The following is a 21,939-nucleotide window of genomic DNA, read 5'->3' on the forward strand; positions in this document are numbered from 1 at the left end:
TGAACGACACCACTGTGCGCCTGTGGCGGAAGGTCCATGTGGACCTGGTCCGCTATGCGGGCTGCGTGTGTCTTCCGTCCTGCTGACTTCGCATATCTCTCCTCTCTCCGGGCGCCGTCTGCGCCCGCTTCTGCGAACCCTCGTCAGGATCGGTGCACGTGTCTGCCTCCCTCTCTTCCTCCTCCCCCTCCGTTTCTCCGTCCGCCTCCGCGCCCGGCGCCGCGCCCACCCAGGCGGACCTCCTCGACTTCGTCCGGCGTACGGCCGCCGACGCCGAGCTGATCGCCTCGCTCCCGCTCGACCCCGAGGGCCGCACCTGGGTCCGGCTCGACGGCCCCGCCGGCAGCGAGGCATGGCTGATCGGCTGGCCGCCCGGCTCCGGCACCGGCTGGCACGACCATGCCGAGTCGGTCGGCGCCTTCCTCACCGCGAGCGGTGAGCTGAAGGAGTACTCGCTGGCCACCCGGCTGCCCACCGACGGCTGGAAGACCCTGGAACTCTCCGAGGGCGTCGACCGCGAGCGCCGGCTGCCGGCCGGCAAGGGCCGCTCCTTCGGCCGCGACCACGTCCACGAGGTACACAACGAGTCCACCGAGCGCCACGCGGTCTCCGTCCACGCCTACTACCCGCCGCTGCCACGGATCCGCCGCTACAGCCGCACCGGACAGGTGCTGCGCCTGGAGCAGGTCGAGCGCCCGGAGGACTGGCAGTGAGCGGCACGGAACCGGCGGAGTCCCGCCCGGTGGGCGTCGACGAACTGCTGGAGCGGGTGCGCGCGGGCTACCAGCGCATCGACGCGCGGGAGGCGTACGAGGCGGCGCGCTCCGGCGAGGCCCTGCTCGTCGACATCCGGTACGCGGCGCTGCGCGACCGGGACGGGCTGATACCCGGTGCGCTCGTCATAGAGCGCAACGAACTGGAGTGGCGCCTGGATCCCCAGGGCAGCCACAAGACCCCGGAGGCCACCGGCCACGACCTCCAGGTCGTCGTGATCTGCAACGAGGGCTACGCGTCCAGCCTGGCCGCCGCCTCCCTGCACCAGCTGGGCCTGCACCGGGCAACGGACCTGATCGGCGGCTTCCAGGCATGGAAGACAGCGGGCCTCCCGGTCACCCCCCAGCCACCCCAGCCGTCCTGACCCCACGCCCCACGCCCTACGGCTCCCCGGTCCCGTCGGCCCGGTGGTTCCCGGTCGCGTCCGTGCGGCCGTCGATGAGCACGGCAAGACCGTCGAGCACCCGGCCGAGGCCGAACTCCCAGGCGTGACCGGGGCTGTACGCGGCACCGTGCGCGGTACCCGCCGCCGTGCCGACGCGGACGGCGGTGGGGTAGGTCCGCGGGTCGAGAACCTTTTCGAGCAGCGGGGCGTTGGCCGCCCACCACTGCTCGTCGTCCAGGGCACTGTCCTGCCGGGCGGCGCGAGCCTCCGCCGCCGAGCGGGCGTTGGCCTGAACGAAGGTGAGGAGAAAGGTCAGGGCGGCGTCCATCTCCACGTCGTCGAGCCCGAGTCCGTCCAGTGCCGACAGTTCGTGTTCGTACTTGGCCATCATTCCCGGCCCCAGCGGCGGACGGCCGGTGGAGACCGTCGCGGCCCACGGGTGCGCCTCGAACAGCGTCCGGTTCTCCTCGGCCACCGCGATCAGCCGGAATCGCCACGGCCGGCCCGTGGTGTCGGCCCGCGACATCCGGACGTAGGCGGTGTCCAGCATGAGGTCCAGGAGCTCGGCCTTGCCCGGCACATAGGTGTAGAGGGTCATCGGGACCACCCCCAGCTGCTGCGCGACCCGGCGCATCGTGACCGCGTCCAGACCCTCGGCATCCGCCAGTCCGATGGCGACGGTGACCACCGTGTCGATGTCCAGCCGCTGCCGCGGGCCGCGTCGCGGTGCGGCGGGGACCCGCCAGAGCAGTTCCAGGGAGCGGGCCGGATCACCGGCCCCGCTTCGGTCGAGAGGCATCTGGACATCCTCCCCCACCGACCGCCCTGCCCCCATCAATTACTCTGTACGCGGTACAATGTACAACGTACAGAGTAATTCCAGGTCGCCTGGTCACCTGCCCACCAGGCCAAGGTCAAGGAGCTCTCGTGTCGATCACCGCTTCCGCCGTCTCCCTCAACGTCGACGACGTCGTGGCGTCCAGCGCCTTCCTCACCGACCACTTCGGGTTCCGCGAAGAACTGGCCGCGGACGGTTTCGCCTCACTGACCCGCGACGACGCCGGGATGAACGTCGTCTACCTGCGGCGCGGCCTGGCCTCGCTCCCCGAGGACCAGCGCGAGGACCACGCCGACGGGGTGATCCTCGCCTTCGTCGTCGACAACCTCGAAGCCGAACTCACCCGCCTGACCGCCGAGGGCGTCGCGATCACGATGCCGCTGCGCGAGGAGCCCTGGGGCGAGCGCGCCTTCCAGGTCACCGACCCCAACGGCGTCATCGTCCAACTCGTCGACTGGAACGCCCCCGGCGGCCACTGAGGCGGCTCGGCCTAATCCTTCGCCGTCGCCGCCGTCACCGCCGGCACCCGCAGCGCCACCCGCCCGGGAAGGGCCGCGGCCACCAGCGCGAGCAGCCCGGCGGTCGCGACGACCATCACGTACAGCAATGGTTCGCCGACCGGCGCAGCACGGCCCGTCATGCCGACGCTGAACGCGGTCAGTACGGCGAGCGCGATGCCGCTGCCGAGTGCCGTGGCGAGTGTCAGCACGGACAGCACCTCGGTGCGCAGCATCCGCAGCACCTGACGACGGGTGGCACCGGAGAGCCTGAGCAGTGCGAACTCCCGCACGCGGTCCGCGACCGACATGGCGAGCGTGTTGACGACGGCGATGGCGGTGAAGGCGAGGACCAGCCCCATGGCCAGGAAGTCGACCTCGGCGTTGTCCTGGCGGCGGTGGGCGTCGAGCGAGTCGGCGGCGGCCGGCGAAAGAATTTCGAGCCCTGGGAACTCACGCAGCGTAGTCGCGAGTTGTGCTTTTGTACGGGCGGTGCTGACGAAGACGGAGGAGGCGAGCGGGTTGTCCACGTGGTGCGAGACGAGGTCGTGGGCGAAGGTGAGGTCTCCGAAGCCGAGACCCCGGGCGTAGACGGCGGCGACGGTGAGCGTAGCGGGCGTGCCGTCGCCGAGCGTGAGTCTCAGGGTGCTGCCGGGCCTCAGGTGCTGCTGATCGGCGGCCAGTTCACTGACGGCGACCGTGCGGTCGGTGAGCCGGTCGAGGGAGCCGGCGGTCACCTCGGGATCCCAGGTGCGGGCGAGGCCCTCGGGAGTGACGCCCTGGGCCGGGTACTTGTCGAGTCCGATGCGGACCGTCGTGCGGACCACTTCGGTGACGGCATCGCGGTGCGTGCGCAACTCCCGTGCCGCCGCGGCCGGTACCCCGGGTCCCCGGGCGGCCACGACCCAGTCGGCGGTGACGCCGGCGTGGGCCTGGGCGCGCGCGGCGGCGCCGAGGGTGGATGGGACGAACAGCACCGTGCAGGTCATGCCGACGAGCAGGGTGAGGGGGGTGACGACAGAGGCCATCCGGGCGGCGTTGCCGCGCAGGTTGGCGGTGGCGAGCCGGCCACTGTGACCGGTGAGCCGCAGCGGGCCGGCGAGCAGCAGCACGGCCGCCCTGACCAGCAGCGGACCGAGCAGGGCGACGGAGGTGGCGAGGACCACGACGGCGAGGAAGGTGACGGGAGTCGAGGCGGGTTCGGTGCGCAGGGAGGTGAGCAGCACGACGAGGACGGTTCCACCGGCGAGCAGCAGCAGACCGGTGGCGATCCTGCCCCGGGCAGGCCAGGCGGGTTCGACGCGGGACTCGACGAGCGCCTCGGCCGGCCGGATCCGGGTGATGCGCCGGGAGGCCACCCTGGCCGCCGTCCAGGCGCCGGCCAGGGTCGCGGCGAGCGCGGCGAGGGGCGGGACGACACCGGTGGTGTGCTGAAGCGCCGCAGGCACGGCGCCGAGCGCGACGAACCTGGTCTGCAGCCATGCGCCCAGGGGCAGGCCGAGGAGTGCGCCGAGCGTGCCGGCCACCGCGCCGACGATCAAGGCCTCGCGGCCGAGCAGGCGGCGGATCTGTCCCGGTGCGGCGGCGATGGCGCGCAGCATGGCGAGTTCGCGGTGGCGCTGCTGGACGGTGAGCGCGAAGGTGCCGACGACCACCAGGACCGCCACGAGCAGCGAGGTGCCGCCCATGGCGCCGCCCATGCTGACCAGCCTGACCCGGGCGGCTGCCGCGTCCAGGAACTCGACGGGGCCGCGGGCGTCCCCGGTGGAGACCTGGGCGGTGGTGCCGCGCAGCGTCCGTGCCACGGCCTGCTTCAGCCGCTGCGGATCGGTGCCGTGCGTCGGCAGCACACCGAACGCGGTGACCTGCCCGCGGTGCGCGGCCAGCCTGCGGGCCTCGCCGGCGGAGAAGAAGAGGGCCGTCTGGTGGCGTACGTCCGTGGCCGGGGCGGCGATTCCGGTGATCCGGTAGGCACGCGGGGCCTGGGTCGACTGCACGGTGAGGGTGTCGCCGGGCCGCAGGCGGGCACGTGCGGCGAGGTCGCGGTCGACGACCAGGTCGGTGTCGGCCCGGGGCGCGGTGCCGGTGACCAACCGGTACGGCGTGAGCGGGGCGGACTCCCAGGCGTGCCCGTAGGCGGTACGGCCGCCGGTGCCGGCCCGGGTCAGCGGCTGGGCGAGGAAGGTCAGTTCGGGCACGACCCGGGCGACACCGGGTGTACGGGCGAGTCCGGCCGCGAGGCCTTCCGGTAGCCAGGCGCGTTCGGCGACGGGTTTCGCCTTGCGCTTGATCTTGGTCTTGCCGTGCTTGTACTTGACCGTGGTTCGGTGGACGTACTGGTCGGCGGAGACCAGGACCGGGGTAGCCGCGTAGCGCTCGGTGCGGATCGTGCCGCGCAGGCCGGTGTCGAGGAGCGTGCCGCAGGCGGAGATCAGGGCAGCCGCGCAGAGCAGGGCGAGGAAGGCGCCGAGGAAACCGGCCTTGCGGGCGCGGACGGTCTTGAGGGCGTAGCGCAGCATCATGGCGTACACCGTCGTCCACGCGAGGGTCCCGGGGCACTGTGGTGGTCCGGTGTTCTGACGGGGGGTTAGCCCCACCCCCTCCGAGACAGACGCCCCGTCAGAAGTCGCCGCTCTCCAGGAACTCCGTGTCCTCGCCCTCCTCCTCCAGCGCCCGCCGGACGACCCGGAGGGCCATGCCCTCGGAGTACCCCTTGCGGGCGAGCATGCCGGCGAGGCGGCGGATCCGCTTGTCGCGGTCGAGGCCCCGGGTGGAGCGGAGCTTGCGGGCGACGAGTTCGCGGGCGGTCTCCTCCTCCTGCTCGGAGTCGAGTTGGCCGACGGCCTCGTCGATGAGCGCCGAGTCGACGCCCTTGGTGCGCAGTTCCCGGGCGAGTGCGCGCCGGGCCAGCCCCCGGCCGTGGTGCCGGAACTCCACCCAGGCGTCCGCGAACGCGCTGTCGTTGATCAGCCCGACCTCCTCGAACCGCGACAGCACCTCCTCGACGACCTCGTCCGGGATCTCCCGCTTGTGCAGGGCGTCCGCGAGCTGCTTCCGGGTGCGCGGGGTCCCGGTGAGCAGGCGCAGACAGATCGCCCGCGCCCGCTCAGCCGGGTCCGCTGGAGGTTCCCCCTGCTCGGCCCTCGACGAGGAGGAGGAACCCCCGTCCTCACCGGACGGCTCCCCGAAGCCGCGCCGGCGGCGCGTCTCCGGCCTCCGCGAGCCACGGCCGGGTGACCCGTGCCCGCGCGGTCCGTCCGGGTCGCCGGGCGTGCCGTCGGCGTGGAAGCCGTCGGCGTACAAACCGCCGTACGCGCCGTCTCCCCCGTATGTGCCGCCCCCGTGGTGGTCGCCGCCCGTGCCGTAGGCCTCGTCGCCGTCCCCGGTGGAGCCCGGGTCGCCCCCGGTGCCCCTCCCCCGTGGGGCACCGGGGGACGTGTACTCGTGGTCGGCCCAGTCGGTTCGTCGTGTCACGGCGTCAGCTCTTGGCGGTGGCGGCCTTGGGCTTGGTGACCTTGGCGGCGGCCGGGGCCGGCACCGTCTTCGCCGCGTCGTCCGTGGCCGCCGCGGTGGTGACCGCCGCGTCCGCGCCCGGCTCGGCGGCGGGCGTCTCCGGGCGGACCCCGACGCCCAGCTTCTCCTTGATCTTCTTCTCGATCTCGTTGGCGAGGTCGGGGTTGTCCTTGAGGAAGTTGCGCGCGTTCTCCTTGCCCTGGCCGAGCTGGTCGCCCTCGTACGTGTACCAGGCGCCGGCCTTGCGGACGAAGCCGTTCTCCACGCCCATGTCGATCAGGCCGCCCTCGCGGCTGATGCCCTGGCCGTAGAGGATGTCGAACTCGGCCTGCTTGAAGGGCGGTGCGACCTTGTTCTTGACGACCTTGACCCGGGTGCGGTTGCCGACCGCCTCGGTGCCGTCCTTCAGGGTCTCGATGCGGCGGATGTCGAGTCGCACCGAGGCGTAGAACTTCAGCGCGCGGCCACCGGTCGTGGTCTCCGGGGAGCCGAACATCACGCCGATCTTCTCGCGGAGCTGGTTGATGAAGATCGCGGTGGTCTTGGACTGGTTGAGCGCGCTGGTGATCTTCCGCAGCGCCTGGCTCATCAGACGGGCCTGGAGACCGACGTGGCTGTCGCCCATCTCGCCCTCGATCTCCGCGCGCGGGACGAGCGCGGCGACGGAGTCGATGACGATGAGGTCGAGGGCGCCGGAGCGGACCAGCATGTCCACGATCTCCAGGGCCTGCTCGCCGTTGTCCGGCTGGGAGAGGATCAGGTTGTCGATGTCGACGCCGAGCTTCTGCGCGTACTCGGGGTCAAGGGCGTGCTCCGCGTCCACGAACGCGACCTGGCCGCCCGCCTTCTGTGCGTTGGCCACGGCGTGCAGGGTCAGGGTCGTCTTGCCGGAGGACTCCGGTCCGTAGATCTCCACGACACGGCCGCGCGGCAGGCCGCCTACGCCCAGGGCGACGTCGAGCGCGGTCGACCCGGTCGAGATGACCTCGATGGGCTCCTTCGTCCGGTCGCCCATGCGCATGACCGCGCCCTTGCCGAATTGCCGTTCAATCTGTGCGAGCGCGGCGTCGAGCGCCTTCTCGCGGTCGGTTCCTGCCATGGGTTCCACCCGGTTTGCTTGAGTCGATCGCTTCACGTCAAAGACGCTAACGCCTGCCACTGACAATGCGTCCCGACGCCGGTTCGACCTGTGGACAACTCAGGTACTTCTCCGCCGAAACCGTGTCGAACTGCCGCCGGGATCCCCGCCGTGAGCCGTGCCGGAGCCTCCATAAGAATGGATGTTCGATTTTCGTGTCAAGCGCACCACGCGGTACTCCCGCCACTCCCCGCAGGGTGCTCACCCCCCTCTCACGCGGGGGCCTGAACGGGGGCGTGTGTGCCACTTCGGGGGCGGCAGCCGGAAGCGGAAGCGCGACACGGCGCTCCGCACCACCCGGCAGGGCGTTCACCCGATCGTGAGTTTCCGCCTGCCCGCGCCCGTCGTGCCGCGATGCTCGAAGAGGCGGCCGGGGCGCCGCCTCCGGGTGCCGTGGGTGGGAGAGCGCATGACACGTGAGACGGGACGACGCGGTCTGGACGAGCAGGCCGTACTGCTGGCGGCGGGGCTGGCCGATCTGGCGGTGAGCACGGTGGGCACCGCCTTCGGGACGTTACGCGGGCTGCTGCGCCGCTCGGACGCCGGCGCGCTGGCGTCCGAGGCCGAGCACGATCTGACCGCACGGGGACGCCTGGTCCTGGACCGGTACGCGGCCGTGCCCCCGGCCCATCTGGAGATCCTCGCCAGGCACGCCCTCCTGCGGCGGACCGCCGGCGATGACTGACCGGTGGGATCCGCCCGCCTTCAAGAACCGCGTCGACGACGTACTGCGCGGGTTCGTCGCCGAGGAGGCAGGCCTGTTCGCGGCGGTCGACCCGCTCCTGGCCCCGGTGGCCGAGCAGCTGGAGGCGGCGGTCGCGGACGGCAAACGGCTGCGGGCGGCGTTCTGCTACTGGGGCTGGCGCGCGGTGGGCCAGCCGGACAGCGAGGCGCTGGTGCGGGCGGCGGCCTCCATGGAACTGGTGCACGCCGCCGCCGTCGTACACGACGACCTCATCGACGACAGCCCGCTGCGGCACGGCCGCCCCACCCCGCACCTCGCCCTGCGGGCCGCCGTGGCGGACCGTCCGCGCGCCGACGACACCGCGCGGTCGCTGGCGATGCTCGTGGGCGATCTGCTGATGTCACTGGCCGGACAGCTGTTCGCGACCTGCGGGCTGCCCGCCGCCTACCTCGCCCGGGCCCGCCCCCTGTGGTCGGTGCTGGCCCGGGAGCTGATCGCGGGCGAGTGCCTGGAGATCCTGCGCACCGGAGCCGGTCCGGACACCACGGCCTCGCTGAAGGTGATCCGCTACAAGACCGCCAAGTACACCGTCGAGCAGCCCCTGTTGATCGGCGGCGCCCTGGCCGGGGCCGGCGAGCGGCTGCGCACGGGGTACTCCGGGTACGGGCTGCCGCTGGGCGAGGCCTTCCAGCTGCGCGACGACCTGCTCGGCCTGTTCGGGGCCCCGGAGCACACCGGCAAGGCCAACGCCGACGACGTACGCGGCCACCGGCCCACCGCCCTGCTCGCGGAGACCTGGCGCCTCGCCCGGGCCGACGACCGGGAGCGGCTCGGCACCCTGCTCGGCCGCCGTGACCTGGACGCGGACGGCCTCGACGCGGTCCGCGAGGTGATGTGCCGGCTCGGGGCACCCGACCGGATCGAGCACATGATCGGCGCCCGGGTCGCGGAAGCGCTCGACGCCCTCCACGAACTGGACGTGCCGGCCCCCGCCGCCGGCGCCCTGACCTCGCTGGCCCACTCGGCCACGGTCCGCCTGTCCTGACCCCCACGGACGGCCCGGACGGCCTGGACGGCCGGACGGCACCCGCGACGACAAGGAGCCCTGCCGTGATGCACACCGAGGCCTCGATGGACCCCCTGCGGCACGCCGGTGACGAACTCGCCGACGCCACGGTCGCCGCCCTCTTCGAGCGCGGGGAGGTGGGCACCTTCAACACCCTGATGCGCTACGTCTCCACCGCCGGCGCACCTCTGCCGGACGGGCTGCCCGAGGTCGCGCGGGAGTACCTGGAGGCCACCCGGGTGCCGCCGTCCTGGGTGGACTGGGGCGAGATGGAGAAGGCCCGGCTGTTCTTCATCGACAACAACGTGCACATCTCGACCGCGCTGTCCTTCGCCGCCATGCCCGCCTGTTACGTCGTCCCGCGCGTGGCGAAGCTGCTGTCGGCCACCCACGGGCTGAGGTACCCGTCCAAGCGGATGGCGGAGACCGGCCAGTTCACCGTCTACCTCATGCGGCCCGACGCCTTCGAGGCCGGTGGCCGCTTCGTCCCGGCCGCCCAGAAGGTGCGCCTGCTGCACGCCTCCATCCGGCACCACCTCAGGCGCGAGAACCGCTGGGACACCGAGGAGCTCGGCACGCCGATCTGCCAGGAGGACATGATCGGCGGGCAGATGTTCTTCTCCATGCTGGTCCTCGACAGCCTGCACCGGCTGGGCATCCACCTGTCCACGGAGGGCGCCGAGGCGTACTACTACGCGTGGCGGGTGGTGGGCGCCATGCTCGGCGTCGACCAGGAGGCCGTCCCGAAGACCCTCGAAGAGGCACGCGCCTTCCTCGACCTCTACATGGTCCGCCACATGGGCCCCTCCGAGGAGGGCGTGGTCCTGACCCGGCAGCTCATCGACCTCTACGAGGAGGTCGTCCCCGGCACCTTCTTCGACCCGATCGTCTCCGCCCTGATCCGCCACCTGGTCGGCGACACCTGCGCGGACTGGCTGGAGGTGCCGCGCACGCCGTGGGACACCGTCGTCAAGGCCGTACCGCACCTCCTCGGCGTCCTGGAGACCATCGAGGACCGCTCACCGCTGGGCGCCTGGGCCCTGGACCGCCTCGGCCATCTCACGACCGTCCTCGAACTGTCCTCGCTCACCCGTGGCCGCGTCATGCACTACGCCATCCCCGAACACCTCAAGAAGGACTACGGCGTCCAGGGCACCGTCCCCCGCACCCGGCGGTGGACCCCGCCGGCCGCCACGGTCTCCTGATCCCCTCATCCCGTCATCCCCCTCATCCCCTATTCCGCTACTCCGCACGGCGTACGGCGGGTGCCTTCGGCCGGACGACGACCGCGCGGTCGGGCGCCGGGAGGCTGGGCGCATGTCCTCCTCCCTGAAGAGTCCGCCCCGCAAGGCGCCGCCGAACCCGCTGACCGGGATCCTGAGCCGGGTGCGCCCCGCCGAGCGTCTCTGTCACGTGACCGGAGCGCTGCTCGTCCTCTCCGGTCTGGCGCATCTGGTGGTGTTCGCGGTCGACGGCGGCCCCTGGTACGGGCCGGTCTCCTGGCGCAAGCCCGTCACGTTCGGGCTCTCCTTCGGACTGACGCTGATGGCGGTCACCTGGGTCACCTCCTACCTGAGGGTCGGGGAGCGGCTGCGGACCGTCCTGCTGCTCGTGTTCGCCGCCGACTGCGTGGTGGAGGTCGGCGGGATCACCCTGCAGGCATGGCGCCGGGTGCCCTCGCACCTCGACATGGAGACGCCCTTCGACACCGCGGTGTCGATGCTGCTCGCGGTGGGCGGCGGGGTCCTGGTGGTGGTGCTCACCGTCTTCGCGGTGGTGTCCTTCCGGCGCCGGCCGGCCGGTCCGGCGGGCATGGCGCTCGCGGTGCGCTCCGGGTTCGCGGTCCTGCTGGTGGCGCTGGCCTCGGGAGCGGCGATGATCGCGCGCGGGGTGGTACTCGTCCGGACCGGGCACCAGCAGGCGGCGTACGACTCGACGGCCCCGCTCAAGCCGCTGCACGGGGTCAGCCTGCACGCGGTGCTGGTCCTGCCGGCCCTGACCTGGCTGCTGTCCCGCACCGCGTGGAGCGAGCGGACCCGGTGGCGGGTCGTGGCCGCGGCGGTGGGCTGCTACGCGGCGGCCGTCGCCGCTGCCGGGGTGTGGGCCGTACTCACCTACTGACCGCGGCTCGTCCGCGGATCACGGCGGCCGTCAGGACGGAGTGTCCCCGGAGCTCTCGGGCCGCTGCCATATCAGGCGCTGTGTCAGACGCCACGCGCGCGTGAACGGCCCGGGGCCGCCCGTGCCGCGCCGGCGGTGCCCGTGCACCCGCGGGTCGTCCGTGACGTCGTACCGCTTCACGTAGGCGCTCAGGAACGCCTGGAGCGTCGCGACCGCCGGGATGGCGATCAGCGCGCCGACCGCGCCGAGGAGCGCGGTGCCCGCGATGACCGATCCGAAGGCGACCGCGGGGTGGATGTCGACCGACTTGGAGGTCAGCTTGGGCTGCAGCATGTAGTTCTCGAACTGCTGGTAGATCACGACGAACACCAGCACCCACACCGCGTACAGCGGGTTGACGGTGAACGCGATCAGCATCGGCAGCGCGCCCGCGAGATAGGTGCCGATGGTGGGGATGAACTGCGAGACCAGCCCCACCCACACGCCCAGCACGGGCGCGTACGGCACGCCGAGGGCCTCCAGCAGGATGTAGTGCGCGATGCCGGAGATCAGCGCCATCACGCCGCGCGAGTACAGATAGCCGCCGGTCTTGTCGACGGCGATCTCCCAGGCGCGCAGCACCTCGGCCTGGCGGGTGGGCGGCAGCACGGAGCACAGGGTGCGGCGCAGCCGGGGGCCGTCGGCGGCGAAGTAGAAGGCGAACAGGGTGATCGTCAGCAGCTGGAAGAGGCCGCCGAGCACCTGTCCGGACACGTCGAGCGCACCGGCCGCGCTGTTCTGCGCGTACTTGCGCAGCCAGTCGGAGTGCAGCAGGCCCTCCTGGACGTCGACCCGCTTCAGCTCGGTGTGGAAGGTGTGGTTGACCCAGTTGATGACCGAGTCCAGGTAGTCGGGGAAGTCCTCGACGATCTTGATGATCTGCCCGGCCAGCATCGAGCCGAGCAGGGTGATGAATCCCGCGGTGGCGATCGCCAGGCCGAGGAAGACCAGGAAGGTCGCGAAGCCGCGGCGCATGCCGCGGGAGGCCATCCAGCTCACCGCGGGCTCTATGGCGAGCGCCAGGAAGAACGCGATGAGGATGTTGATCAGCAGCCCGGTGAGCTGGTGGAAGGCCCAGCTGCCGAGCTGGAAGGCGGCGACGAGGGCGAGCGCCAGCACCATGGCGCGCGGCAGCCAGCGCGGCATGCGGGCGCCCGGTACCGCGGCGCCGGCGGCCGGTGCTCCGGCGCGCGGCGCCGTGTCGGCCGTGTCGGCCGGGGATGCGTCCTGGACGGTCCGCCCGTCCTCGTCAGTGGATGCCACGGTGCAAGTCTCGCCCACGCCACTGACACCGCGTGGCCCGTATCCGATCTCCGCGCACGGTCAGCGCCTCTCCCCCGGAACGTTCATGACCGTGCAGACCACGCGCCACACGTCCTTGGCCTCCCAGCCGGCGTTCAGCGCCTCGTGCACCGTCAGTCCGCCGAGCTCCGTCATCACGTGATCGCGCGCGAAGGTGTCGGCGTACCCGGAACCGAAGTGTTCCGCCATCCGCTGCCAGAAAACCGTCAACCGCATGAAACCAGTATCCCGCCCCTGAGAGTGGGCCCTGCCCGGGACCGCTTGCCGAGACCGCTTTCCGCCCTACGGTCTTGCGCATGGCCGAAACCGGAGCTTCCCCGCTCCCCCCTACGCCCCCGGCGCACTCCCCGCTCCTGCGCGCCGAGCAGTTCATGTGGCTCACCGCGCGCGTGCTGGAGCAGCGTCTCTTCTCCTACCACTTCCTGAACGGCGGCCCCGACCCGGTGGAGACCGCGCTGGAGGCCTACCGCAACGAGGACGGCGGCTACGGACACGCCCTGGAGCCCGATCTGCGCGGCCCGGTGAGCCAGCCGCTGCACACCGGGCAGGCGCTGCGGGTCCTGGACGCCATCGGGCGGTGCGGCGGCCAGCGGGTGGAGCGCGTGTGCCGCTATCTGACAGCGGTCTCCACTCCGGACGGGGCACTGCCCGCGGTCCTGCCCGGCCAGCGCGGCTACCCGGCGGCGCCGTTCGTCCCCATCGTCGACGACCCGCCCAGCGAGCTGCTGGCCACCGGTCCGGTGGTGGGCCTGCTGCACCGCAACGAGGTCTGGCACGCGTGGCTGTTCCGGGCCACCGACTTCTGCTGGCAGGCGATCGAATACCTGGAGAAGTCGCACCCCTACGAGATCGAGGCCGCGGTCGCCTTCCTGGACACGGTGCCCGACCGCTCGCGCGCGGAGGCCGCCGCCGACCGGCTGGGCCGCCTGGTGCGCGAGCAGCGGCTGGCCGCGCTGGACCCCGGGCGCCTCGGCGCGTACCCGGTCGCGCCCGGCTACGCGCCGGGCGAGCACCACTTCCCGCACGACTTCGCGAAGTCCCCGGACTCGCTCGCGCGCGCGTGGTTCACCGACGAGGAGATGACCCGCTCGCTCGACTTCCTCACCGCCGAGCAGGCGGCGGACGGCGGCTGGCCGATCCGCTGGCGCCAGTGGACACCGGCCGCCGTCCTGGAGGCCCGCCCCAGGGTCACGCTGGAGGCCCTGAACACGCTCAGGGCGTACGGCCGCTTCGTGGGGTGACACAACGCCTGCCGGATGCCGGCCGAGGAGGTCCGGGTGACGGAAGTCTCAGCCGGTGACGGCGCGCAGCCCCGCCGTGACCAGCACGGCGACCCCGACGACGACCAGGAAGGGCGCGCGCAGCACCAGCGCCACGGCCGCCGCCCCGAGCCCCGCGGCCCGGGCGTCCAGCACCAGCGCGTGCCCCTCGGCGAAGGTCTGCTGGGCGGTGAGGGCGGCGAGCAGGGCCACCGGCAGCAGGGCGGCCAGCCGTCGCACCACCGGCCGCTCCAGCACGCCCGCGGGCACCAGCAGGCCTGCGAGCTTGACGGCGTAGCAGCCGAGGGCGGTCGCGCCGATCGCGATCCAGAAGTTCACCGGGTCTCCTCGGGTGCCTCGTCGAGTGCCTCGTCGGGTGCCTCGTCGCGGGTACGGTCGCGGCCGGACCGGCGGCCGGAGACGAACAGGGCGGCCGGTGCCGCCAGTGCGGCCACCAGGACCGGCACCCCGGCCGGCAGCACGGGCAGCAGGCCGAGCCCCAGCAGCACCGCGAGGGCGGCGACCGCGCGGTCGGTCGTGGTCTTCAGCATGGGGGCGAGCAGGGCGAGGAAGACGGCGGGCCCGGCCGCGTCCAGGCCCCAGGCGCCGGTGTCCCCGACCGCCTTGGCGCCGAGCGCGCCGAGCAGGGTGGTGAGGTTCCACAGCACGTACAGGCTGAGCCCGGTGACCGTGAAGCCGATCCGGGCGGCGCGCTTCGTCGGCTGGGCGAGGGTCACGGCGGTGGTCTCGTCGATCACCCACTGCGCGGCGAACGGCCGCACCGCGCGCGGGAGTGCCAGCACCTGCGAGAGGCGCAGCCCGTAGAACGCGTTGCGCACCCCCAGGAAGAACGCGCCGGCCGCCGCGGTGAGCGGGTTGCCGCCGGCCGCGAGCGCGCCCACCAGGGCGAACTGGGAGGCGCCGGTGAACACCAGGAGGCTGAGCGCGCAGGTCTGGAGCAGGCCGAGCCCGCTGCCTGCCGAGGTCACCCCGAAGGCGAACCCGGAGAGTCCCACGGCGACGCCGACCCCGAGGGCGTCCCTGACGACGGCGGAGTCCGGCTTCGGGCCGCCTTCGCCGCGTATGTCTGCGAGTGCTGTCTGTTGTGCCACGCCCAGGACGCTACGGGCGGCCGTCCCGCGCGTCTTGTACGTTCTTGCGCTCGCGTTGGTAGGCACCGGGCGGGACGCCGACGATCCGGGCGAAGTGCCGGTTGAGGTGCGGCTGGTCGGTGAAGCCGACGGCGACGGCCGTCGCGGCGGGTGCCGTGCCGGCGTCCAGGAGCAGCCGGGCCCGGCGCACCCGGGCGTCGGTCAGCCAGGTGTGCGGGGGCATCCCGTAGGCGTCCCGGAATGCCCGCAGCAGCGCGAACGGGCTGGTGCCGAGGTCGCCGGCCAGCCGCTCCAGGGTCGGCGGCTCGGCCATCCGCTCCTCCAGCACCGCACGCGCGCGTGCGGCGAGCCGGGCGCCGGCGGTACGGACCTGCCGCTGCGGCAGCGGGCCGCCGTTCAGCCGCAGCAGCCGGGTGACCGCCACCCGCAGCAGGGTGTCGGCCGCGAGCGCGTTGCCCTCGTCGGCGGCGCGCAGCACCCGGTGCACCAGGGCAACGCTGTACGGGTCGTCGAGCACGGGACGGACGAAGCCGGGGGTGCCCCGGATCCCGGTGGTCTCGGCGGCGATCTCCGCGACGAGGCCGGGCGACGGGTAGACCGCCCCGTACCGCCAGCCCTCGGGCACCCCGGCCCGCCCGGTGTGCGGGGTGTCCGGATTCACCAGCGCGAGCGCCCCCGCCCCCGCCGACACGTCGGAGCCCCGGTGATGGAAGACCTCGACACCGTCCGCGATCGCCGCGATCACGAAGTGCTCGTGCGTATGCCGAACGAACGTCTTACGCACATACCGGGCACGCAACAGATCAACACCGGGCAACGCCTCATACCGCCAGTGCCGCGCCTGCTCACCCACTCCCGCCATCCCCCCATTGTCAACCGCCCACCCCTGCCCACCCGCCCCCAACCGCATCCCCCACTCCCACCCAGCCACCGTCAACCACACCCCCACTCCCACCCGGCCACCGTCAGCCGCGCCCCGCGACTCCCTCACTCGCCCGCTTCGCCCAGCCCCTTCGCATAGCTGCTTCGGCCGCCCCCCTTCTTCTCTCCTTCTCTTCTTCTCTTCCTTCTCTTCTTTCTCTTCGCGCAGCCGCCGACGGCGAATCCGCCCCACAGGGGCCACCCGCACCCGACGACGAAACCGTCACGGGTGGTGCGGGTGGGAACACAAAAGGCCGAAGGCGAAGCCGAGGACGTCTCCGCAGGTCAGCCCCATTTGTCAGTGCCCGGGTGCAGGATGGACGCATGCCGAAACCCGCACACCGAGCCCTCGACGGCTTCTCCCCCGCGACCCGCGGCTGGTTCACGGGGGCGTTCTCCGCGCCCACCGCGGCCCAGGCCGGCGCGTGGCAGGCCATCGGCGCCGGCTCGGACGTGCTGGTGGTCGCCCCGACCGGCTCCGGCAAGACGCTGGCCGCCTTCCTCGCCGCCCTGGACCAGCTGGCCGCCACCCCACCCCCGGCCGACCCCAAGAAGCGCTGCCGCGTGCTGTACGTGTCCCCGCTCAAGGCCCTCGCCGTCGACGTCGAGCGCAACCTCCGCAGCCCCCTCACCGGCATCCGCCAGGAGTCCGTCCGCCTCGGCCTGCCCGAGCCGGAGGTGAGGGTCGGCATCCGCTCCGGCGACACCCCGGCCGCCGAGCGCCGCGCCCTGTCCACCCGCCCGCCGGACATCCTGATCACCACCCCGGAGTCCCTGTTCCTGATGCTGACGTCGGCCACGCGCGACGCGCTGACCGGCATCGAGACGGTGATCCTGGACGAGGTGCACGCGGTCGCCGGCACCAAGCGCGGCGCGCACCTCGCGCTCTCCCTGGAGCGGCTGGACGAGCTGCTGCCGGCCCCGGCCCGCCGGATCGGCCTGTCGGCGACCGTACGCCCGGTCGACGAGGTGGCCCGCTACCTCTCGCCGCACCGCAAGGTGGAGATCGTCCAGCCGAAGTCCGGCAAGGAGTTCGACCTCTCCGTCGTCGTCCCGGTGGAGGACATGGGAGAGCTGGGCGGCTCCCCGGCCACCGACGGCGCCGAGGGCGCGGAGAAGCCGTCGATCTGGCCGCACGTGGAGGAGCGGATCGCCGACCTGGTGCAGGCCCACCGTTCGACGATCGTGTTCGCGAACTCCCGCCGCCTGGCGGAGCGGCTGTGCAACCGGCTCAACGAGATCGCCTACGAGAGGGTGACCGGCGAGCCCCTGGACGAGCACCATTCCCCCGCCGAGCTGATGGGCGGCTCGGGCGCGGCCCAGGGCGCCCCGCCGGTCCTCGCCCGCGCGCACCACGGCTCGGTCTCCAAGGAGCAGCGCGCCCTGGTCGAGGAGGACCTCAAGGCGGGCCGACTGCCCGCCGTGGTGGCCACCTCCAGCCTCGAACTGGGCATCGACATGGGCGCGGTGGACCTGGTCGTGCAGGTCGAGTCCCCGCCGTCGGTCGCCTCCGGCCTGCAGCGCGTCGGCCGGGCCGGACACCAGGTCGGCGCGGTCTCCACCGGCGTGGTCTTCCCCAAGTACCGGGGCGACCTGGTGCAGGCGGCCGTGGTCACCGAGCGGATGCGCACCGGCTCCATCGAGTCCCTGAAGGTCCCGGCCAACCCTCTCGACGTGCTGGCCCAGCAGCTGGTCGCGATGGTGTCGCTGGACACCTGGCAGGTCGACGACCTGCTCGCCACGGTCCGCCGCGCGGCCCCCTTCGCCGCGCTCCCGGAGTCGGCGTTCACCGCGGTCCTCGACATGCTCGCGGGCCGCTACCCGTCGGACGCGTTCGCGGAGCTGCGCCCGCGTGTGGTCTGGGACCGGGTCGCGGGGACGGTCACGGGCCGTCCGGGCGCCCAGCGGCTCGCCGTCACCTCGGGCGGCACCATCCCCGACCGCGGCCTGTTCGGCGTCTTCCTGGCCGGTGCCGACCCGAAGAAGGGCGGCGGCCGGGTCGGCGAGCTGGACGAGGAGATGGTGTACGAGTCCCGGGTGGGCGACGTCTTCACCCTGGGCACCAGCTCCTGGCGCATCGAGGACATCACCCGCGACCGTGTGCTCGTCTCACCCGCCCCCGGTGTGCCGGGCCGCCTGCCCTTCTGGAAGGGCGACCAGCTGGGCCGCCCGCTCGAACTGGGCCGCGCGGTCGGCGCGTTCCTGCGCGAGGTCGGCGCGCTCCCCAAGGACGACGCCCGCCTGCGCCTGCTGGCGGCAGGCCTGGACGCCTGGGCGGCGGACAACGTGCTGGCGTACCTGGACGAACAGCGCGAGGCCTGCGGCCACATCCCCGACGACCGCACGATCGTGGTCGAACGCTTCCGTGACGAGCTGGGCGACTGGCGGGTCGTCGTCCACTCCCCGTTCGGCGCCCAGGTGCACGCCCCCTGGGCGCTCGCCCTCGGTGCCCGGCTGTCCGAGCGGTACGGCATGGACGCCCAGGTCATGCACGCCGACGACGGCATCGTGCTGCGGCTGCCCGACGCCGACCTGATGGGCCTGGATCTGCTCGACCAGGCCCCTGCGAAGGCCGGCACGCCTTTCGACACGGCGTTCGACGCCGACCAGGCACCGGTCGGCGCGGCGGACGTGGCCTTCGACAAGGGCGAGGTCGACCAGATCGTCACCGACCAGGTCGGCGGCTCGGCCCTGTTCGCCTCCCGCTTCCGCGAATGCGCGGCCCGCGCGCTCCTGCTGCCCCGCCGCAACCCCGGCAAGCGCACCCCGCTGTGGCAGCAGCGCCAGCGCGCCGCCCAGCTGCTCCAGGTGGCGAGCGAGTTCGGCTCGTTCCCGATCGTCCTGGAGGCGGTCCGCGAGTGCCTCCAGGACGTCTTCGACGTGCCGGGCCTGGTCGAGCTGATGGGCGACCTCGAATCCCGCAAGGTCCGCCTGGTCGAGGTCACCACCCCGGAGCCGTCCCCGTTCGCCCGTTCCCTCCTCTTCGGCTACGTCGCCCAGTTCCTGTACGAGGGCGACTCCCCGCTCGCCGAGCGCCGCGCGGCTGCGCTCTCCCTGGACTCCCGGCTGCTGGCCGAGCTGCTGGGCCAGGCGGAGCTGCGCGAACTGCTCGACGCGGACGTCCTGAGCGAGCTGGAGCGGGAGCTCCAGTGGCTCACCGAGGACCGCCGGATCAAGGACCTTGAAGGCGTCGCCGACGTGCTGCGGCTGCTCGGACCGGTCACCGACGGCGAGTTGGCCGAGCGGGGCGCCGAACCGCACTGGGCCGGGGAGCTCGCCAGGTCGCGCCGGGCCATCAGGGTCCGGATCGCCGGCGCCGAGCACTGGGCGGCGATCGAGGACGCGGGCCGGCTGCGCGACGCCCTCGGCACCGCACTGCCCGTCGGCGTCCCCGAGGCCTTCACCGAGCCCGTGAAGGATCCGCTCGGCGACCTCCTCGCGCGGTACGCGCGCACCCACGGCCCGTTCACGTCGACCACCGCGGCGGTCCGCTTCGGGCTCGGGGTGGCGGTCACGGACGGCGCGTTGCAGCGGCTCGCCGCGAGCGGGCGGGTGGTGCAGGGCGAGTTCCATCCGGCGGGCATCGGCCAGGAGTGGTGCGACGCGGCGGTACTGCGCAGGCTGCGCCGCCGTTCGCTGGCCGCGCTCCGGCACGAGCTGGAGCCGGTGGCACCGGCCGCGCTGGCCCAGTTCCTGCCGCAGTGGCAGCACATCGGCAAGGGGCACGGGCTGCGCGGCGTCGACGGACTGGTGCGTGCCGTGGAGCAGTTGCAGGGCGCGTCGGTGCCGGCGTCGGCTCTGGAGAAACTGGTCCTGCCGTCCCGGGTGGCGAACTACTCGCCGGCGATGCTCGACGAACTCACCGCGGCCGGCGAGCTCGTGTGGGCCGGCGCGGGCGCCCTGCCCGGCAAGGACGGCTGGGTCTCCCTGTATCTGGCGGACGCGGCGCCCGTGCTCCTCCCGCCGCCGCACCCGCTGGAGCCGACCGCCCTCCACCAGTCCGTCCTCGACGCGCTGTCCGGGGGGTACGGCCTGTTCTTCCGGCAGATCGCCGACCAGGTCCGCGCCACCACGCACCCCGACGCCACCGATCCCCAACTGGCCGACGCCGTCTGGGACCTGGCCTGGTCCGGGCGGCTCACCAACGACACGCTGGCCCCGATGCGCTCCCTGCTGGGTTCGGGCCGTACCGCGGGCTCCACCGCCCACCGCGCCAAGCGTGCCGTCCCGCGCGGTCGCTACGGCTCGCTGACGGCCGCCGCCCGCCCCGCCTCCCGTACCGGCCCGCCGACCGTGGCCGGGCGCTGGTCCCTGTTGCCGCAGCGCGAACCCGACACCACCGTGCGCGCCCACGCCCTGGCCCGCACCCTCCTCGACCGGCACGGCGTGGTGACCAGGGGCGCGGTCGCGGCCGAGGGCGTGGAGGGCGGCTTCTCGGCGGTGTACCGGATCCTGTCGGCCTTCGAGGAGAGCGGCCAGGCGCGCCGCGGTTACGTCGTGGAGGGCCTGGGCGCGGCCCAGTTCGCCATGGACGGCGCGGTCGACCGGCTCCGCGCGGTGTCCAACGCCCGCGAGCGGGGCGAGGCCCTGCCGGGCGCCGCCGGCCTCACAGGCACCGGCGCCCCCGCGTTCACCGCCCCGAACAGCGGCCACAACTCCCCGCCCCCCGCCGATCCGTTCGACCCCGCCGCCCCGCTCGACCCCCTCGGCCCGTTCGACGCGTCCGGCTTCCCCGACCTGGACGGCGACTTCACCTGGCCGCCCGAGCCACCCACCGCCCCGGGCGACTACGTCTCCCCCAAGGACCTCGCCCCCACCGACCCGTTCGCCGCACCCGGCTACGGCGGCCCCCGAGGCGGCGGCCCCGCGAACCCCTACGGCCCGAACCCCTACGGACCGAACCCCTACGCCTACGGCAGCCAACGCACCCGCACCCCCGCCGCACCCGACCCCAGAGCCGTGGTCCTCGCCGCCGCCGACCCAGCGAACGCCTACGGCGCCGCGCTCCCCTGGCCCGAGCCTCCGACCGGCGCAGGGCACAAACCGGGTCGCAAGGCCGGTTCCCTGGTGGTGCTGGTCGACGGCGAGCTGACCCTCTACATGGAGCGCGGCGGCAAGACCCTGCTGGCCTGGCCCGCCGCCGCTGACACGGACGCCACCGACGACCCCCGGCTCCGCACAGCGGCGGAGGCTCTCGCGGCCTCCGCCCGCGCGGGCACCCTCGGCACGGTGACGGTGGAGCGCGTCAACGGCGCCTCGGCCCTGACCTCTCCCCTGGGCGCCGTCCTGGAGGGAGCGGGCTTCATCGCGACCCCGCGCGGCCTGCGGCTCCGTGCGTGAAGCAGGGCGGACGCCTCACCCCCGTGGGCACCTCGCTCCGTGGACTCCTCGCCCCCGTGGACGCCTCGCCCCGCCGCTCCGTGCCACCCTTGACCCATGCCTGAAGGTGACACGGTCTGGCAGGCCGCGAGGCGCCTGCACGACGCGCTCGCCGGGCAGGTGCTGACCCGCACCGACTTCCGGGTACCCAAGTACGCCACGGTCGACCTCGGCGGCCGTACCGTCCTCGGCACCACCCCGCGCGGCAAGCACCTGCTCACCCGTTTCGAGGGCGGCCTGACCCTGCACACGCACCTGCGGATGGAAGGCGCCTGGAAGGTCTTCCGCGCCGGTGAGCGCTGGCGGGGCGGTCCCGCGCACCAGATCCGGGCGATCCTCTCCACCGCCGACCGCACGGCCGTCGGATACCGGCTCCAGGTCCTGGAGCTCCTGCGCACCGGCGAGGAGGAGCGCGCCGTCGGCCACCTCGGCCCCGACCTGCTGGGCCCCGACTGGAACCCCGAGCGCGCCCTCGCCAACCTCCTCGCGAACCCCGCCCGCCCGCTCGGCGAGGCCCTGCTCGACCAGCGCAACCTCGCCGGGATCGGCAACATCTACAAGAGCGAGCTCTGCTTCCTGATCGGCGCGACCCCCTGGCTCCCGGTCGGCGCCCTGCCCGCCGACCGCGCCGCGATCCTCCCCGGCCTCGCCCAGCGCCTGCTGGAGGCCAACCGCGACCGCGTGGTCCGCCGCACCACCGGCCTGCGCGACCACGACCTCTTCGTCTACGGCCGCGCACCCCGCCCCTGCCTGCGCTGCCGCACCCCGATCCGCCTCGCCGACCAGGGCGACGGCTCCCGCGAGCGCCCCACCTACTGGTGCCCCGCCTGCCAGACCGGCCCGGCTCCGGCCCCGGGTTCCCGGCGGGCCCAGGGAATCCGTCCCCGCCCAACTAATTGACGGACCGTCA

General features: G+C 73.3%; 19 protein-coding genes and 1 pseudogene. 11 read left to right on the forward strand and 9 right to left on the reverse strand.

The genetic code is table 11. The annotated features are described in order from the left end of the window. Window positions 1–14 precede the first annotated feature (14 nt). The 3 genes from AB0D74_RS39780 (at window position 15) to AB0D74_RS39790 (ending at window position 1,138) form a co-directional block, all read left to right on the forward strand. Window positions 15–86: a putative leader peptide gene (locus AB0D74_RS39780; protein WP_311737274.1), complete on the forward strand. Its 72-nt coding sequence runs from the start codon at window positions 15–17 to the stop codon at window positions 84–86. Between the two features lie 72 nt (window positions 87–158). Further along, window positions 159–713, forward strand: coding sequence for a cysteine dioxygenase (locus AB0D74_RS39785; RefSeq protein WP_362598212.1), 555 nt, complete (start codon window positions 159–161; stop codon window positions 711–713). Next, window positions 710–1,138: a rhodanese-like domain-containing protein gene (locus tag AB0D74_RS39790; protein WP_362598215.1), complete on the forward strand. Its 429-nt coding sequence runs from the start codon at window positions 710–712 to the stop codon at window positions 1,136–1,138. Before AB0D74_RS39785 ends, AB0D74_RS39790 begins: the two co-directional genes overlap by 4 nt. Before the next feature lie 16 nt (window positions 1,139–1,154). On the opposite strand, the gene AB0D74_RS39795 is transcribed toward AB0D74_RS39790, so the two are convergent. Further along, on the reverse strand, window positions 1,155–1,958 hold the full coding sequence (locus tag AB0D74_RS39795) for a TetR/AcrR family transcriptional regulator C-terminal domain-containing protein (protein ID WP_362598219.1): 804 nt from the start codon (window positions 1,956–1,958) through the stop codon (window positions 1,155–1,157). 128 nt (window positions 1,959–2,086) lie between these two features. On the opposite strand from AB0D74_RS39795, the gene AB0D74_RS39800 reads away from it, so the two are divergent. Next, window positions 2,087–2,476, forward strand: coding sequence for a VOC family protein (locus tag AB0D74_RS39800; protein WP_362598222.1), 390 nt, complete (start codon window positions 2,087–2,089; stop codon window positions 2,474–2,476). A gap of 11 nt (window positions 2,477–2,487) precedes the next feature. Here the strand turns inward: AB0D74_RS39800 and AB0D74_RS39805 are convergent, their stop codons facing one another. The 3 genes from AB0D74_RS39805 to recA all read right to left on the reverse strand — a co-directional run bounded on the left by AB0D74_RS39805 (window position 2,488) and on the right by recA (window position 7,106). Continuing rightward, window positions 2,488–5,016 carry an ABC transporter permease gene (locus AB0D74_RS39805; protein ID WP_362598225.1) on the reverse strand — a complete coding sequence of 843 codons (2,529 nt, stop codon included), beginning with the start codon at window positions 5,014–5,016 and terminating at the stop codon, window positions 2,488–2,490. A 97-nt stretch (window positions 5,017–5,113) separates the two neighbouring features. Beyond that, window positions 5,114–5,968, reverse strand: a complete 855-nt coding sequence (gene recX, locus AB0D74_RS39810; protein WP_362598228.1) for a recombination regulator RecX — start codon at window positions 5,966–5,968, stop codon at window positions 5,114–5,116. A 4-nt stretch (window positions 5,969–5,972) separates the two neighbouring features. Next, window positions 5,973–7,106 (reverse strand): recombinase RecA, encoded by a 1,134-nt coding sequence (gene recA, locus AB0D74_RS39815; RefSeq protein WP_362598231.1) that lies wholly within the window; start codon window positions 7,104–7,106, stop codon window positions 5,973–5,975. A gap of 448 nt (window positions 7,107–7,554) precedes the next feature. Between recA and AB0D74_RS39820 the strand changes: the two genes are divergently transcribed. The 4 genes from AB0D74_RS39820 (at window position 7,555) to AB0D74_RS39835 (ending at window position 11,017) form a co-directional block, all read left to right on the forward strand. Then, complete coding sequence (locus AB0D74_RS39820; RefSeq protein ID WP_362598234.1) at window positions 7,555–7,830, forward strand: polyprenyl synthetase; 276 nt, start codon at window positions 7,555–7,557, stop codon at window positions 7,828–7,830. After that, window positions 7,823–8,875 (forward strand): polyprenyl synthetase family protein, encoded by a 1,053-nt coding sequence (locus AB0D74_RS39825; protein WP_362598237.1) that lies wholly within the window; start codon window positions 7,823–7,825, stop codon window positions 8,873–8,875. The genes AB0D74_RS39820 and AB0D74_RS39825 overlap by 8 nt, the downstream gene beginning before the upstream one ends. A 65-nt stretch (window positions 8,876–8,940) precedes the next feature. Beyond that, on the forward strand, window positions 8,941–10,101 hold the full coding sequence (locus tag AB0D74_RS39830) for an oxygenase MpaB family protein (protein WP_362598240.1): 1,161 nt from the start codon (window positions 8,941–8,943) through the stop codon (window positions 10,099–10,101). A gap of 112 nt (window positions 10,102–10,213) precedes the next feature. Further along, a complete protein-coding gene (locus tag AB0D74_RS39835; RefSeq protein ID WP_362598243.1) occupies window positions 10,214–11,017 on the forward strand; it encodes a hypothetical protein in 804 nt (267 codons plus the stop codon). A gap of 30 nt (window positions 11,018–11,047) precedes the next feature. Here AB0D74_RS39835 and AB0D74_RS39840 read toward each other — a convergent pair whose 3' ends face one another. Beyond that, the gene (locus tag AB0D74_RS39840; protein ID WP_362598246.1) at window positions 11,048–12,319 is read right to left on the reverse strand and encodes an AI-2E family transporter; all 1,272 of its coding nucleotides are present in this window, start codon (window positions 12,317–12,319) and stop codon (window positions 11,048–11,050) included. Window positions 12,320–12,379: 60 nt separating this feature from the next. Then, window positions 12,380–12,574, reverse strand: coding sequence for a DUF3046 domain-containing protein (locus AB0D74_RS39845; protein WP_362598249.1), 195 nt, complete (start codon window positions 12,572–12,574; stop codon window positions 12,380–12,382). Between the two features lie 80 nt (window positions 12,575–12,654). On the opposite strand from AB0D74_RS39845, the gene AB0D74_RS39850 reads away from it, so the two are divergent. Continuing rightward, window positions 12,655–13,599, forward strand: coding sequence for a hypothetical protein (locus AB0D74_RS39850; RefSeq protein WP_362598252.1), 945 nt, complete (start codon window positions 12,655–12,657; stop codon window positions 13,597–13,599). A 48-nt stretch (window positions 13,600–13,647) separates the two neighbouring features. Here the strand turns inward: AB0D74_RS39850 and AB0D74_RS39855 are convergent, their stop codons facing one another. From AB0D74_RS39855 to AB0D74_RS39865, 3 genes and pseudogenes are all read right to left on the reverse strand, one after another. After that, window positions 13,648–13,956 (reverse strand): AzlD domain-containing protein, encoded by a 309-nt coding sequence (locus AB0D74_RS39855; protein ID WP_362598255.1) that lies wholly within the window; start codon window positions 13,954–13,956, stop codon window positions 13,648–13,650. Further along, a complete protein-coding gene (locus AB0D74_RS39860; protein WP_362598258.1) occupies window positions 13,953–14,729 on the reverse strand; it encodes an AzlC family ABC transporter permease in 777 nt (258 codons plus the stop codon). The genes AB0D74_RS39855 and AB0D74_RS39860 overlap by 4 nt, the downstream gene beginning before the upstream one ends. Before the next feature lie 28 nt (window positions 14,730–14,757). Continuing rightward, a pseudogene (locus AB0D74_RS39865) lies at window positions 14,758–15,591 on the reverse strand (AraC family transcriptional regulator); the annotation flags it as partial. 383 nt (window positions 15,592–15,974) lie between these two features. Here AB0D74_RS39865 and AB0D74_RS39870 point away from each other — a divergent pair. Both AB0D74_RS39870 and AB0D74_RS39875 read left to right on the forward strand, forming a co-directional pair. After that, on the forward strand, window positions 15,975–20,990 hold the full coding sequence (locus tag AB0D74_RS39870; RefSeq protein ID WP_362598261.1) for a DEAD/DEAH box helicase: 5,016 nt from the start codon (window positions 15,975–15,977) through the stop codon (window positions 20,988–20,990). A gap of 96 nt (window positions 20,991–21,086) precedes the next feature. Further along, entirely contained in the window at window positions 21,087–21,929 is an 843-nt protein-coding gene (locus AB0D74_RS39875; RefSeq protein ID WP_362598264.1) for a DNA-formamidopyrimidine glycosylase family protein, read from the forward strand. The last annotated feature ends 10 nt before the right edge of the window (window positions 21,930–21,939 follow it).

This window comes from Streptomyces sp. NPDC048278, from assembly GCF_040652195.1.
Classification (GTDB): Bacteria; Actinomycetota; Actinomycetes; order Streptomycetales; family Streptomycetaceae; genus Streptomyces.

Excerpts from the sequence above, each read along its gene's own strand:
- AB0D74_RS39795 (WP_362598219.1), bottom strand. The coding sequence starts at position 1,958 with ATGCCTCTCGACCGAAGCGGGGCCGGTGATCCGGCCCGCTCCCTGGAA.
- AB0D74_RS39805 (WP_362598225.1), bottom strand. The coding sequence starts at position 5,016 with ATGATGCTGCGCTACGCCCTCAAGACCGTCCGCGCCCGCAAGGCCGGT.
- recA (WP_362598231.1), bottom strand. The coding sequence starts at position 7,106 with ATGGCAGGAACCGACCGCGAGAAGGCGCTCGACGCCGCGCTCGCACAG.
- AB0D74_RS39820 (WP_362598234.1), top strand. The coding sequence starts at position 7,555 with ATGACACGTGAGACGGGACGACGCGGTCTGGACGAGCAGGCCGTACTG.
- AB0D74_RS39825 (WP_362598237.1), top strand. The coding sequence starts at position 7,823 with ATGACTGACCGGTGGGATCCGCCCGCCTTCAAGAACCGCGTCGACGAC.
- AB0D74_RS39835 (WP_362598243.1), top strand. The coding sequence starts at position 10,214 with ATGTCCTCCTCCCTGAAGAGTCCGCCCCGCAAGGCGCCGCCGAACCCG.
- AB0D74_RS39845 (WP_362598249.1), bottom strand. The coding sequence starts at position 12,574 with ATGCGGTTGACGGTTTTCTGGCAGCGGATGGCGGAACACTTCGGTTCC.
- AB0D74_RS39850 (WP_362598252.1), top strand. The coding sequence starts at position 12,655 with ATGGCCGAAACCGGAGCTTCCCCGCTCCCCCCTACGCCCCCGGCGCAC.
- AB0D74_RS39870 (WP_362598261.1), top strand. The coding sequence starts at position 15,975 with ATGCCGAAACCCGCACACCGAGCCCTCGACGGCTTCTCCCCCGCGACC.
- AB0D74_RS39875 (WP_362598264.1), top strand. The coding sequence starts at position 21,087 with ATGCCTGAAGGTGACACGGTCTGGCAGGCCGCGAGGCGCCTGCACGAC.